At 36.8% G+C, this 12,950-nt stretch carries 15 protein-coding genes; 9 read left to right on the top strand and 6 right to left on the bottom strand.

The window, feature by feature from the left end; genetic code table 11:
• Positions 1-17 precede the first annotated feature (17 nt).
• From nusA to BQ5367_RS09750, 7 genes are read left to right on the top strand one after another with little or no spacing between them, the layout of a single operon-like run.
• A complete protein-coding gene (nusA, locus tag BQ5367_RS09720) occupies positions 18-1,673 on the top strand; it encodes a transcription termination factor NusA (RefSeq protein WP_071442315.1) in 1,656 nt (551 codons plus the stop codon).
• Between the two features lie 7 nt (positions 1,674-1,680).
• Positions 1,681-1,938 (top strand): RNase P modulator RnpM, encoded by a 258-nt coding sequence (gene rnpM, locus BQ5367_RS09725; RefSeq protein WP_071442316.1) that lies wholly within the window; start codon positions 1,681-1,683, stop codon positions 1,936-1,938.
• Positions 1,931-2,227 (top strand): L7Ae/L30e/S12e/Gadd45 family ribosomal protein, encoded by a 297-nt coding sequence (locus BQ5367_RS09730; RefSeq protein WP_071442317.1) that lies wholly within the window; start codon positions 1,931-1,933, stop codon positions 2,225-2,227. The genes rnpM and BQ5367_RS09730 overlap by 8 nt, the downstream gene beginning before the upstream one ends.
• A 9-nt stretch (positions 2,228-2,236) precedes the next feature.
• Positions 2,237-4,069 (top strand): translation initiation factor IF-2, encoded by a 1,833-nt coding sequence (infB, locus tag BQ5367_RS09735; protein ID WP_071442318.1) that lies wholly within the window; start codon positions 2,237-2,239, stop codon positions 4,067-4,069.
• Complete coding sequence (gene rbfA, locus BQ5367_RS09740; protein WP_071442319.1) at positions 4,069-4,407, top strand: 30S ribosome-binding factor RbfA; 339 nt, start codon at positions 4,069-4,071, stop codon at positions 4,405-4,407. The genes infB and rbfA overlap by 1 nt, the downstream gene beginning before the upstream one ends.
• A 1-nt stretch (position 4,408) precedes the next feature.
• Complete coding sequence (locus tag BQ5367_RS09745; RefSeq protein WP_071442320.1) at positions 4,409-4,939, top strand: hypothetical protein; 531 nt, start codon at positions 4,409-4,411, stop codon at positions 4,937-4,939.
• Between the two features lie 50 nt (positions 4,940-4,989).
• Entirely contained in the window at positions 4,990-5,514 is a 525-nt protein-coding gene (locus tag BQ5367_RS09750) for a peptidoglycan-binding domain-containing protein (protein ID WP_071442321.1), read from the top strand.
• A 63-nt stretch (positions 5,515-5,577) separates the two neighbouring features.
• Here the strand turns inward: BQ5367_RS09750 and BQ5367_RS09755 are convergent, their stop codons facing one another.
• The 5 genes from BQ5367_RS09755 to BQ5367_RS09775 form a co-directional block, all read right to left on the bottom strand.
• Complete coding sequence (locus BQ5367_RS09755) at positions 5,578-6,279, bottom strand: response regulator (RefSeq protein WP_071442322.1); 702 nt, start codon at positions 6,277-6,279, stop codon at positions 5,578-5,580.
• Entirely contained in the window at positions 6,272-8,248 is a 1,977-nt protein-coding gene (locus BQ5367_RS09760) for a DUF4118 domain-containing protein (protein WP_235858762.1), read from the bottom strand. The genes BQ5367_RS09755 and BQ5367_RS09760 overlap by 8 nt, the downstream gene beginning before the upstream one ends.
• 81 nt (positions 8,249-8,329) lie before the next feature.
• Positions 8,330-8,593: a hypothetical protein gene (locus BQ5367_RS09765; protein WP_083383232.1), complete on the bottom strand. Its 264-nt coding sequence runs from the start codon at positions 8,591-8,593 to the stop codon at positions 8,330-8,332.
• A 28-nt stretch (positions 8,594-8,621) separates the two neighbouring features.
• Positions 8,622-9,272 (bottom strand): potassium channel family protein, encoded by a 651-nt coding sequence (locus BQ5367_RS09770; RefSeq protein ID WP_071442323.1) that lies wholly within the window; start codon positions 9,270-9,272, stop codon positions 8,622-8,624.
• A 16-nt stretch (positions 9,273-9,288) separates the two neighbouring features.
• On the bottom strand, positions 9,289-10,626 hold the full coding sequence (locus BQ5367_RS09775) for a TrkH family potassium uptake protein (RefSeq protein ID WP_071442324.1): 1,338 nt from the start codon (positions 10,624-10,626) through the stop codon (positions 9,289-9,291).
• 207 nt (positions 10,627-10,833) lie between these two features.
• Here BQ5367_RS09775 and BQ5367_RS09780 point away from each other — a divergent pair, with 207 nt between their 5' ends.
• Both BQ5367_RS09780 and BQ5367_RS09785 read left to right on the top strand, forming a co-directional pair.
• Complete coding sequence (locus BQ5367_RS09780; protein ID WP_071442881.1) at positions 10,834-11,094, top strand: glutaredoxin family protein; 261 nt, start codon at positions 10,834-10,836, stop codon at positions 11,092-11,094.
• Positions 11,091-11,879: an alpha/beta hydrolase gene (locus tag BQ5367_RS09785; protein ID WP_071442325.1), complete on the top strand. Its 789-nt coding sequence runs from the start codon at positions 11,091-11,093 to the stop codon at positions 11,877-11,879. Before BQ5367_RS09780 ends, BQ5367_RS09785 begins: the two co-directional genes overlap by 4 nt.
• 30 nt (positions 11,880-11,909) lie before the next feature.
• Here BQ5367_RS09785 and BQ5367_RS09790 read toward each other — a convergent pair whose 3' ends face one another.
• The gene (locus BQ5367_RS09790; RefSeq protein ID WP_071442326.1) at positions 11,910-12,857 is read right to left on the bottom strand and encodes a diacylglycerol/lipid kinase family protein; all 948 of its coding nucleotides are present in this window, start codon (positions 12,855-12,857) and stop codon (positions 11,910-11,912) included.
• Positions 12,858-12,950: the final 93 nt, after the last annotated feature.

Raw genomic sequence — 12,950 nt, forward strand, 5'->3', positions numbered from 1 at the left:
AACGAGGTAATTGAAAGATGAAACTGAAAGATTTAATGAAAGCGATGCAAGCGATCGAAGAAGATCGCTCACTGAGTGTTGAAGTCGTTACATCAGCACTGAAAGAAGCTCTCACGAAGGCATACCGCAAGCATGTGGAAATGCCGGATGCTCTTGTAGAAGTGGAAGTTAACGAACATGATGGTGAAATCAAGGTTTTCCGTCAAAAAACAGTAGTGGAAAATGTTGAAGATGATGAATTTGAAATCTCTTTAGAAGAAGCCAAAGAATTAAAAGCAGATGCACAGATTGGCGATACGATTTCTACAAATGAAATCAATATTGCGGATTTTGGACGTGCTGCAGTCATACTTGCTAAAAACGTTTTACGCCAGAAAATTAAAGAAGCTGAGAAACAGGCGGTTTATGATGAATATATCGATAAACTGCAAGATATGGTCGTAGGTACGATCGAATCAGTGGAAGAAAAATTCTGTGTTGTAAATATTGGCAAGACACTGGCATTGATGCCTAGAGTTGCCCAGATTCCAGGTGAAGTTTATAAAGAAGGTCAGCGTATTCGTGTTGTTATCAGTGAAGTAAATAAGGAAACAAAGGGTGCACAGGTATTGGTCAGCCGTGCAGATGCCAATCTGGTAAGAAGACTTTTTGAAAAAGAAGTACCAGAAATCTATCAGGGAATCGTAGAAATCAAAGAAATTGCACGTGAACCTGGTGAAAGATGTAAGATGGCTGTTTATTCTAAAAATGAAAATGTTGATCCAATTGGTGCCTGCATTGGGCCAAGAGGAAGCCGTGTACAAGTGATCATTGATGAACTTCATGGTGAAAAAATTGATATTTTTGAATGGAGCGAAGATGTCAGCGAATTGATCAAAAATGCTCTTTCACCGGCACAGATCCTGGCTGTCATTCCAAATCCTGAAAAGAAAGGCTTGCTGGTAGTAGTTTCTGATTCTCAGTTGTCATTAGCTATTGGCAAAAAAGGAAAGAATGCCCGCTTGGCAGTAAAACTGACAAATTCTAAAATTGATATCAAAGCTGAAAGTGAAGTTGAAGCGATGGGTATTGATTATCGTGCCATTTATGCGAAACAGCAGGAAGAATTACAGGCTCGTTTAGCTGAAAAACGTGCTTTGGAACAGCAGAAATACTTTGAAGAAAGAAAAGCTTCTGAAAATAGTGATGAATTTGATGAAGAGCTCTTTGAAGAAATTGAATATGATGATATTCATGAAGATGAGGCTATTGACACTGTCACAGCTGAAGAAAAAGAAGCTGAAGCACCTGTTGAGAAAATTGAAGAAGAGCCTGCCAAGGAAAGAGAAGAAACTAATCTGGAAAGAGCGGCTCGTATTGCTAAGGAAAAGAAGGCAAAAGAGGGTATTGATCTTGCAAGCAAGCAGGAGTATGTATCTAAATTTGAATCAATTGCTGGTGTAACTTCAAAGCCACAGGCACCGGCGCCTAAGAAAAAGAAAAATAAAGAAAAGAATGAAGAAGAAGAAATCCTTCGTAAACCAACTTTTGATCTGAAAAAGGATTATGAGATGAAGCCGATTTATTCTGAAGAAGAATTAGAAGAAATCGCAAAACGTGAAGCTGAAGAAAGAGAGAATGACTGGATCAATGATGACATCGACTTTGATGAGTTCGATGAATATTATGATTAGGTGATTTATGAGAAAAATACCGATGCGTAAATGTGTGGTCACACAGGAGCAGTTTCCAAAAAAAGAACTGGTTCGAGTTGTTCGCACACCTGAAGGAAAGGTGGTCATCGACCGCACAGGAAGAACCAATGGTCGTGGTGCTTATTTGAAAAAAGATCCATCGATCATTGAGCTTGCGAAAAAGAAAAAGGCTTTAGCAAGAGCGTTAGAATGCGAAATTGATGATTCTTTATATGAAGAATTAAAGGAGTTTATGAATGGATAGGATCTATAGTCTGATAGGTCTTGCGATGCGTGCTAGAAAAGTTGTCAGTGGTGAGGAACTGCTGGAGGCCATTCGCAAAAGAAAAGTATCACTTGTGATCGTTAGTGAGGATGCAAGTGAGAATACGAAAAAGAGATATTCAGATAAATGCAGCTTTTATGGTGTTGATCTAATAATGATAGATAGCTCAATGAAGCTAAATCAGGCAATTGGAAAAACAAACCGAATGGCTGTGGGTATCTGTGATGAAGGATTAAAAAAAAGTATTATGAAATGCTGGAAAGGCTAGGTGATATTGATGGCAAAAGCCAACACAAACAAAAATAAGAAAAATCAGAAAAAGACTTTTACACCAAGAGAAAAAAGGGTGGAAGTGACTGAGATTACTTATTCGTCTCCGATTACGGTTGGAGAATTAGCTGAAAAGCTTCACCGCAATTCAAGTGAATTGATCAAAGTATTATTTATGCTTGGAAACATGGTAACGATCAACTCACAGTTAGATGATGATACGGTAGAGCTGTTATGTATGGAATTCAACGTAAAAGTAACAAAAGAAGTTGTCGTTGATGAGAGTGACCTTGAAGAAGAACTAAGGGAAAATGATGATGACGAGGCTTCATTGCTTCCACGTCCTCCGGTTGTTACGATCATGGGTCATGTTGATCATGGTAAGACTACACTTTTGGATACGATTCGTAAGTCAAGAGTAACAGCAGGTGAATTTGGTGGTATTACACAGCACATTGGTGCTTATCAGGTAAGTGTTAAAGGAAAGAAGATCACTTTCTTAGATACTCCAGGACACGAGGCTTTTACGGCAATGCGTGCCAGAGGAGCTCAAATTACTGATATCGTCGTTATTGTGGTGGCAGCTGATGACGGTGTCATGCCTCAGACAAAGGAGGCCATCGATCACGCTAAAGCGGCCGGAGCCCCAATTATTATTGCAGTAAACAAGATCGACAAACCAGATATTAATTTGGATCGCATCTATGGAGAACTGGCGGATAATGGTGTCATGCCTGAAGAATGGGGTGGTGATACGATGTTCTGCAAGATTTCCGCTAAAGTAGGAACAGGTGTCAATGAACTTCTGGAAAGCATCTTGATTTTGGCAGAGGTTGAAGATTATCGTGCAAATCCAAATCGTTTGGCAACAGGTACGGTTATTGAAGCTAAATTAGATAAAGGAAGAGGTCCTGTAGCAACACTGTTAGTTCAAAAAGGAACGCTTCATACGAGTGATATCGTTGTTGTTGGAAGTGCTTTAGGACGTGTTCGTAAAATGGTGGATGATCATGGACGTGAAATCAAGAGTGCCGGTCCATCAAGTCCGGTGGAAATTATTGGTTTGAACGATGTACCGGAAGCCGGTGATGTTTTCAAAGTATTTGAAAATGAAAAGAAAGCCCGTCATATTGCGGAAACACGCTTACAAAACAAGATCGATCATGATCGTAATGCAACAAGTGCTTTGACATTAGATGACTTAGCACGTCAGATCGAAGAAGGAAATATTCAATCGATCAATGTTATCATCAAAGCAGATGTTCAGGGAAGTGCTGAAGCAGTAAAGGCTTCTTTAGAAAAGATTGATGTTGAGGGTGTTCGTGTAAACGTCATTCGTTCAACAGCAGGTGCTATTACAGAAAGTGATATTGATTTAGCGAATGCTTCAAATGCAATCGTTATTGGATTTAATGTCCGTCCTAGTGCTAATGTAAGAAAGAAAGCAGAAGAAGTTAAGGTTGAGATCCGTCTTCATAATATCATTTACAAGGTACTTGAAGAAATGGAAGCAGCTATGAAAGGTATGCTGGCACCGGTTTATGAAGAAGTTATTATTGGTCAGGCAGAAGTTCGTCAGACATTCAAGGTCAGCAAGGTGGGTACGATTGCCGGTTGTATGGTTACAGATGGCTGTATCCGTAAGGGCTGCAAGGTTCGTTTAATTCGTGATGGTATCGTAGTTTATGAAGGAAATCTGAATTCATTGAAGAGATTCCAGAATGATGCCAAGGAAGTTGCAAGCGGTTATGAATGTGGTTTAACGATTGAAAACTTTAATGATATCAAGGAAAATGATATCGTAGAAGCATATGAAGACCAGCAGGTAGAGGTGGTCTAATGACAAAAAATGACAAGATGAATCATATTGTCCAAAAAGCGGTATCTGAAATTATTCAATTTGAACTAAAAAATCCTAAAGTTGGTTTTATTACAATTACGGATGTACAAGTAACAAATGATAATTCATATGCGAAAATATTTGTTTCATTCTTGGGCAAGGAAGAAAGAGCTGCTGCTGGCTTAAAAGCCTTGAATCAGTCAAAAGGTTTTATTCGCAGTGCTCTGGCAAAGCGTTTAACGATTCGCAAGACACCAGAGCTGATTTTTGAAATTGATCATTCATTAGAACAAGGAAACAAGATCGATAAAATATTAAATGATCTGAAGCAGGTGTAAGATGAATCAGAATATAGCGAATATTCAAGAAAAAATTCTTCAAGGGAAAGGTATTACAAAAGAAGAAGTGCTTTCATGTCAGAATTCTATAGAAAGTGAAGAAGATTTGTTTTATGTTTACTGGATCATGTCTCGCTACTATTTAGATAGAAATAAAGAAGATGCGATGACTTATTGTGTTTTAAAATGCTATGAGCTGAATGAAAAAAATCATTTTGATCTTCCTTTTAAAGTTAAAGATTTTATGGATGCTAGAAGCAGTTTCATGGAAGAAGCCATTGAAAAGACACGTATTCGGCTTTTGCCATTATCTCTTTTATTTGGCGTGCTGGTACTTGTATTATTCTGGCTGATCATAGGAAATGGTAATTTTGATGCTTTTATTGTAGGATTTATTTTGATGAATCTTATATCGATATTCTTTCAGACATATGGTTCAAAGAAAACATTAGCTTCTTTTAAGAAAAAGCAATATGCTGCAGTATATGAATTTCTAGATGAAGATGATAAAGTATTTGCGGATGGGCATTAGCCTATTCGCTTTTTTCATTTCCACATACTTTAGTTTGAAAGGACAAGAAAATGTACACAAGATATGTTTTAAGACTCGGAGATAAAGGAATAGCAGTGAATAAGATTCAGGCTTATTTAAATATGTTTGTAGATGCAGGTTATATTACAACAAGGCTTACGCCAGATGGCATTTATGGTCCAAGAACTCAGACTGCTGTTAGAGAAATTCAGTCATATATGAGAATGAATCCAGATGGTGTCATTGGAAATGCTACATGGGATGGAATCTTTGAATTGCTGAAAAGACTCAATGTAGTAACCAATATTCCTGTTGCCAGTGTTTCATATTATTTATATTTAGGTGATTATGGTATAGCTGTATTTAAAATGCAGGAATATTTGAATGAATTTGCAGCTAAGAATCCATGTTTAAAAAGCGTAAAAGTAGATGGTGAATATGGTAATGCAACACGTATGGCAGTTCAACAATATCAATATCTTAAGGGATTACCTATTGATGGTGCTATTGGAAAAGCAACTTGGGATGATATTGTGAATGAAAGAAATCAGCCAGCCCCAGCTCCTAGCAAATAGAACCCGAGAGGGTTCTTTTATAATAAAAAAGCATCAGCTGTATTGCTAATGCTTTATATGGTGTTATTCGACTTTCATCATTCGATATCCGACACCAATATGTGTCTGTATATATTGTGGAGAATTTGGTTTTGATTCTATTTTTTTTCTTAATGTTGCCATAAATACTCGTAGAGAAGTGACATCATTTTCCCAGCTGCTGCCCCATATTTTCTGGGTAATATATGTATGTGTCAGCACTTTACCGATATTTTTAGCCATGAGACAGAGAAGCTTATATTCAATCGGTGTAAGATGTAGTTCTTCATTATCAAGATAGGCACATCCTGCTGCAAAATCAATTTTAAGATGACCATTGGTAAAAATAGCTTCATTAGATGTTGAGGAAGCATCCATGATAGCCAGACGTCGCTGAGTAACACGTAATCTTGCAAGCAGTTCTTCAACAGAAAAAGGTTTTGTCAGATAATCATCAGCTCCTTCATCTAATGCTTCAATCTTATCGCTATCTTCACTTCGGGCGCTAATGACGATGATTGGCATATTTGACCAGCTACGGATACGTCTGATCACTTCAACACCATCAATATCTGGAAGACCTAAATCCAGCAATACGATATCAGGATTATAAGAAGATGCTTCCATGATGGCATTTTCTCCATTCGCAGCTACAATATATTTATAGTCATGAGTCTTTAATGTTGTCGTGATAAGATTACGTATAGGAGCATCATCTTCTACGACTAAGATCAGTGTTTTATTCATTGAAATTCACCTCGCATGATGGTAATGTAAATGTGAAAATACAACCATGTGGCTCATTATCTGTCAGTGTGATCTCACCACCATGAGCATTGATAATTGATTTGCAAAGTGGCAGGCCAAGACCAAGACTTCGAAGGCTGTCAGCAATCTTATTATTACCGGTAAAGAACATTTCAAATACACGCTCTTTTATGTTGTCGGGAATACCTGTCCCATTATCGGCAATACTGATATAAATCCAATCGCTTTTCTTTTCAGCTGTAACCTTGATTTTCGATCCTGCTGGTGTATATTTGATCGCATTGTCTACAAGGTTGATAATCACTTGCATAATAAGTTTAGCATCTATTTTAGCTAACATCAACTCATCCTGATATTCAACAGAGATGTCATGTTCACAGCTTTTACGGTTGAGATGTTTCATTGCTTCATCAATGATCTCATCCATGAGCTGTGGAGACATATTAAAGTTCATCCTTCCTTCTTCAATACGAGTAACAGATAGTAAATTTTCCACAAGGCTGATAAGCCATTGAGAATCATCATAAATATCATTAAAAATCTGAAGCCTTGTTTCATCATCCAATTTATCATAATTTGATAAAAGATTACTTGCATTACCGGAAATTGAAGTTAGCGGCGTACGAAGATCATGAGAGATAGCTCGCAGAAGATTTGCACGAAGCTGTTCATTTTTAGCGAGTACAGCTGTTCTTTCTTTTTCTTTCGCATTATGACTGTTATCAATGGCTAATGCACATTCATCAAGAATCGAGAGCAAAATATTATTTTCAAAAGAGTCAAGCGGTTCATCAGTGATACGAATGCCAATGACTCCATATACTTTATCACTAATGCGGATAGCTAAATAAAGGCATTTCGCATCATTATATACTGCTGTCGTAGCTCCGGCTCTTTTTTTATTCGCAAATACCCATTCCGCAACATTTTTTTCTTTTTCAGAAAAGAAAGAGTCGGCAGAGGTATCAGGCAAAACACAAAAGAAATAGCCTTTTGAAAGCTTTCCATTGATTTCTGGATAAGCAACGATATCCCGGTCAAGAAGCTTCATGAGCTGACTGGCGGTGATATTGATAATATCATGATCATCCTGAGCTTTTTGAAGCAGCTGACTTGTATCAAATAAAACTTTTGTTCTGAATGCTGTCTGAGCAGACAGCTTTGCATGATCTTTAAGCTTTGAAGCCAATGTGCCCGTTATGATCGAAGTGGCAAGCATGATCATAAAAGTAACAGGATAGCCGGAATCATAAGCATGAAAGGTCATCTTAGGTTCTATGAGAAAAAAATTAAACAGCATGACACTTAATACAGAACTTACAAAACTACAAATATATCCTTTTGTAAATAATGAAACCAATAGAACTCCTAAGATATATACAGGTATCGTATTTGATTCAGTGAAGCCAAAACGTAAAAACAAAAATCCTATTAAAGTAACAATTCCTAAAATGATTGTTGTGATAAGCAAATCCTGTTTAGTGGGAATAATTGATTGCGATATTGTTTTTTTGACTTTATAACGAGTATTAAGTGTTGAATCAGGAATAATATAAATATCAAGATTCGGAAGGATTTCTGTCAGTCTTTCACTAAGAGATGGCTTGCTCCAAAAATGTCGGCGGGTAACACTGCTACGGCCAAGTACGATTTTCGTTACCCTTGAAATTCTTGCAAATTCACCAATCTGATAGGAAATATCTTCACCATATACTGTAACGATATGAGCATTTTGCTGTTCTGCAAGGCGTATATTGCTTTGTAATCTTTTTTTATCAACATCCGACATCTTATCAGCATAAGGTGTCTGTACATAGAGTGCTGTAAAAGAGGCACCGAAAGCATCCGCCATTTTTGCTGCGGTACGTACGATTTTAGCGTTTGAGGGTGAAGAAGAAAGACATACAAGAATATGTTCATGAATTTTTTCATCAAACGGGTTTATCACACAATCACACCTCACGATCACAAGCTAATTATATACCACAGATTTATAAAATAATCTACTTATTCTAAAGATTCTGTAAATTTATAATTCATCATGCTCTGTATCGGTACTTTCATAAAGAAAAATTTTTGTTTTTCGGTGCTTAGAGCGAAAACGACGAACCTCTGAGGTGATTTCTTCGTCTGAAAGCTCATCTGTAAGCATTACAAAAGAGGGCTCTTTCTTTTCAGATTCATTTTCAATAGAAGTTCGGTTTTCATTTAAAAAAACGTCAAGCTTTCTCATAAGAAAATAAACGAAGATAAATACCATTAACAATGCCAAAATCAATATGGCTTCTTTCATGTTGCTCACCACCTAAAAATTTAAAAAATTATATATGGAAACATTTTTGTAATGCTTTATATTCACCAAGTACAAGCATCGTAACATCTTTAGTCAGAATCGTTTCAGGAGTAATTGACATATTCATTTTGCCATTTTCCTTTACTGCCATGATGTTGATATTATATCTTTTACGAATATCGATCTGTCCGATACTTTTACCGATCCATGAAGCTGGCGGTGACACTTCAAAGATTGAATGTGTGTCATCAAGCTCAATGTAGTTAAGAAGATGATCGGCACTGTAGCGGATAGCCGCCCACTTTGCCACCTGTTTTTCCGGATAAACAACTTCATCAGCACCATTGCGTAATAAAAATTTTGCCTGAACATCACGTTCTGCACGGGATACGACCAGTTTAGCCCCCATTTCTTTTAATAGCGATGTAGTTTCTAATGAACTTTGAAAATCATTGGCAATAGCAACAATACACACATCATAATTACTGATTCCTAAAGATTCAAGAAATTCTTCATTTGTACTGTCACCAATCTGAGCACTTGTAACATAAGGCAAGATATCATTGATTCTTTCCTCATTATGATCAATGGCCATAACTTCATGCCCTAATTCATTAAGTGTTGTTGCGATATGTCTTCCAAATCTTCCAAGTCCGATAAGTAAAATTGATTTTGTCATAATATTTTCCTCCTAATTAACCTACAGTGATCCTTTCCTGCGGCAGCTTGGAAAGGTGTTTGTTTGTGTTTGAAAGTGCCGCATAAATTAATGTAAGACCGCCTACTCTGCCAATAAACATAAGAGAGATCAGGATACATTGAGATAAGATACCTAATTCAGGGGTAATACCCAAAGTAAGACCTACTGTTCCGATAGCTGAGGCTGTTTCATAAAGACAAGCGCTTAATGGTAAATCTTCAACTACGCTGATGATTAATCCGCCTACAAAGAAAAGAGTAAGATACATCATGAAAATAGTAGCGGCATTTTTAATGACGCCTCCTTCAATACGACGGCCAAAAAACTGTGCATCTTCTTTACGTCTAAAAATGGCAATGGCATTCGACATCATGACTGCAAAAGTAGTCGTCTTCATACCACCAGCAGTTGATCCAGGTGAACCTCCAATCAGCATAAGAATGATCATGATTGCCTGGGCAGCTCCACTCATGGCTGAAAGATTGACCGTATTGAATCCAGCAGTACGTGGGGTAATCGATTGAAAGAAAGAGCTTAAGATACGTTCACCGGCAGGCATATCCATAAATTCATTAAAATAAAAGAATATAGCCGGAATAAAAATCAATAAAGCAGTAGTAATAAGAATTACTTTGCTTTGCATGCGATAGCGCTTGAAATGAAATTTATTTTTTGTTATATCTTCCCATGTAAGAAAACCAATACCACCTATTACAATCAAAAGCATGATTGCAATATTGATTGAAGGACTTCCCACATAGGCTGTCAGTGAAGGGTATAATGAATCGGCACGGCCTAAAATATCAAAGCCTGCATTACAGAAAGCAGAGATAGAGTGAAAGACTGCCATCCAGATACCTTTTATCCCATAGTCCCTGCAAAAGGCAGGCATCATGATAAGAGCTCCTATCAGTTCAATCATAAAAGTGGCTTTCAAGATAAAACCGGTAAGCCGGACAATGCCACCGACCTTAGGTGCTGAAATTGCTTCCTGCATCGTGCTGCGCTGTTTTAACGATATTTTCTTTCCAGAAAGCAATGTAAAGGCTATAGCAATCGTTACAACACCTAATCCTCCTATCTGGATCAGCGTAATAATGATGCTTTGACCAAATGAAGACCAATAGCTTCCTGTATCCTGCACGACAAGTCCTGTTACACAGACAGCAGAGGTGGAAGTAAACAACGCTTCGTTAAAGGGGGTTACTACACCATCTTTAGAGGAAACTGGTAACATGAGTAGCAGTGCTCCCAGCAAAACGACTGCCGCAAATCCCAAAATAATAATCTGAAATGAAGTCAGACATCTTTTTTTATGTGCTAGTTCTGTCATAGTGTCACTCCTTTGCACACCCTTATTATATTGCCCCTGATTTTAAGAAAGTGTAAACAGATTGTTCTTCGTATTAAGATTGTATAAAGATGGTATGAATAGATAAAAAAAGAGAATCATAAAATGCTTTTTTCAGTAGATTTAATCTTTTTGCATTTTATTTTATTTAATAGATTATTTGAGATATACTATAGCTGGGTGATGATCATGAAACATGTGAAGATGATGGTACTGGAACACTGTCCACACTGCCGAAAGGCATTTGAATATATTGACGAGCTCAAACAAGAAAACATGCTTTATCGAAATGTTGAGATCGAAGTCATTGATGAAGTTAAAGACGAAGCAAAGACACGGGGTTACGATTACTGGTATGTGCCAGCCTTTTTTGTCAATAACCAGAAAATTCATGAAGGCGTTCCATCAAAAGAAAGCATTCAAGCGGTATTAGAAGAGGCGATTTCATGAGCGTTGTCTGTTTTAAAGAAAGTTTACACAGTCATAATGGCTATGATATACATATGATCGTAACGAAACCTTTTCAAAAGCAAAAGAAGGTGTGTATTATTTTATTGCATGGTACCTGTTCAGATATGAATGAGGCAGGTAATGCTTATGTATATTTAAGCCGCCAGCTTGCAGACCATGGATATGCATCCATTCGTTTTGATTTTGTTGGCTGTGGCAGCAGTGATGTGGATTATATTCACTATACATATAAAAGTGCCATTAGTGACACAAATGAAATCATTGAATATGCGAAAAAGCTGGGTTATGATGAAATCTGTCTATTAGGATGGAGTCAGGGAGCAGCGATTGCTTTTTTAAGTGCTAATGAGGATGTCAGTTCTGTGATCGCACTTGCACCTGCCGCTAATATGCGGATAATGATTCATAAAGAAGACTATGAATATGCGAAAGAAAATGGTTATGTATGGTATGATCCAGGGTTTAAGGCTTCTGTTCGACTTTCTTTGGAATGGTTTGAGGATGTGTTGAATACAGATGTATTGGATATTTATTCAAAAAAAAATCTGCCAACGCTTGCTATACATGGGCTTCATGATACAATCGTAGATCCTAATTATTCAAGAATGAGCGTTGATGCGAGTGCTCATCCTAATTCCAGGGTCATTTATATGGATGAATGTGATCATGTTTTTAATGTTTTGACTCATGGATATGATTATTTTAAAATAGTTAGTCAAGAAATCATTCAATGGCTGAATGAAGTGTATGATAAAAAAAGATGAAAAGTGTAAATGTAAATGCTTTTCATCTTTTTAATTGTTTTGAAGAATCTGTCCGTGAATAGCATATTTTTTTGGAACCAGCAGTTTTATTTTTTGGTCTGCAATTTCAATAATAGGGTTATGCATAATTGCTTCTTCACCCTCAAGGCAGACAGCTAGCGGACTTTCTGCATAAATTTCTATTTTTTTTGCTTTATAATAATGAACGATATCATCATGAGTTCCATCTAAATGTTGTCCCTGTTCATATATTTTCATTAATTGTAGAATCTTTAGACGTGATATTTTAGGAATTAAAACGACTTCCATGTAACCATCCTGGATATTTGCATATGGAGCGGCACAATAGCTTCCCCCATAATAAGAAGCATTGGCACATACGACAAAAGAAAAACAGCTTTCTTTTTCTTCCTTGCCATCAACGATGATTCGCATATGATGACGAAGAGATGTGAAAAAAGAATAGGCAAGGGATATCTGGTAAGCTCCTTTTCCTTTAACAAAAGGAATACGTTTAAATTTATTGGCATTAAAGGCAATCATGGCGTCAAGACCAATATTGGCAATATTAATTGAGTAATAATCATTGACTTTCAATACATCAACTTCACATATTTGACCATTCATCAATTCTTTAAGATTCATAAAATCTTTTTTTGCATTTGAACCAAAAAATTTGATGAAGTCATTGCCGGTACCGATAGGCAGATGTGCTAAAACAACATTTTCATAGCCCATACAGCCGTTAAGAACATCATTAAGAGTACCATCCCCACCACAAGCATAAAGAATCACTTTTTCAGCACTTTGAGCATATTTTTGTGCTATCTTTCGTGTATCTTTTGGAGAAAGCGTTCTTTCGATACGATAAGTACCCTCAATTTCCTTGTCCATAAATAATTGATGGACAATTTTAGAAATCAACTTTGTCGCATCGCTTTTTCCTGCTTTTGGATTGATAATAAATATATGTTGCATAAATATACCTCACAGCAATAGTATAACTGAAATAGTGTTAGGAAGGAAGAGTTCAGTTACAAATTTGTCATAAGTGTTTTAATCTTGATTTAT

It is taken from the genome of Traorella massiliensis (genome assembly GCF_900104665.1).
Taxonomy (GTDB): Bacteria; Bacillota_I; Bacilli_A; order Erysipelotrichales; family Erysipelotrichaceae; genus Traorella; species Traorella massiliensis.

What these genes read in the sequence shown, in the direction of transcription:
- BQ5367_RS09770 (WP_071442323.1), bottom strand. Translation starts at nt 9,272, where the DNA reads ATGACAAAATCAATTTTACTTATCGGACTTGGAAGATTTGGAAGACAT.
- rbfA (WP_071442319.1), top strand. Translation starts at nt 4,069, where the DNA reads ATGACAAAAAATGACAAGATGAATCATATTGTCCAAAAAGCGGTATCT.
- BQ5367_RS09730 (WP_071442317.1), top strand. Translation starts at nt 1,931, where the DNA reads ATGGATAGGATCTATAGTCTGATAGGTCTTGCGATGCGTGCTAGAAAA.
- BQ5367_RS09765 (WP_083383232.1), bottom strand. Translation starts at nt 8,593, where the DNA reads ATGAAAGAAGCCATATTGATTTTGGCATTGTTAATGGTATTTATCTTC.
- nusA (WP_071442315.1), top strand. Translation starts at nt 18, where the DNA reads ATGAAACTGAAAGATTTAATGAAAGCGATGCAAGCGATCGAAGAAGAT.
- BQ5367_RS09780 (WP_071442881.1), top strand. Translation starts at nt 10,834, where the DNA reads ATGAAACATGTGAAGATGATGGTACTGGAACACTGTCCACACTGCCGA.
- BQ5367_RS09790 (WP_071442326.1), bottom strand. Translation starts at nt 12,857, where the DNA reads ATGCAACATATATTTATTATCAATCCAAAAGCAGGAAAAAGCGATGCG.
- BQ5367_RS09745 (WP_071442320.1), top strand. Translation starts at nt 4,409, where the DNA reads ATGAATCAGAATATAGCGAATATTCAAGAAAAAATTCTTCAAGGGAAA.
- BQ5367_RS09775 (WP_071442324.1), bottom strand. Translation starts at nt 10,626, where the DNA reads ATGACAGAACTAGCACATAAAAAAAGATGTCTGACTTCATTTCAGATT.
- rnpM (WP_071442316.1), top strand. Translation starts at nt 1,681, where the DNA reads ATGAGAAAAATACCGATGCGTAAATGTGTGGTCACACAGGAGCAGTTT.
- BQ5367_RS09750 (WP_071442321.1), top strand. Translation starts at nt 4,990, where the DNA reads ATGTACACAAGATATGTTTTAAGACTCGGAGATAAAGGAATAGCAGTG.
- infB (WP_071442318.1), top strand. Translation starts at nt 2,237, where the DNA reads ATGGCAAAAGCCAACACAAACAAAAATAAGAAAAATCAGAAAAAGACT.
- BQ5367_RS09785 (WP_071442325.1), top strand. Translation starts at nt 11,091, where the DNA reads ATGAGCGTTGTCTGTTTTAAAGAAAGTTTACACAGTCATAATGGCTAT.
- BQ5367_RS09755 (WP_071442322.1), bottom strand. Translation starts at nt 6,279, where the DNA reads ATGAATAAAACACTGATCTTAGTCGTAGAAGATGATGCTCCTATACGT.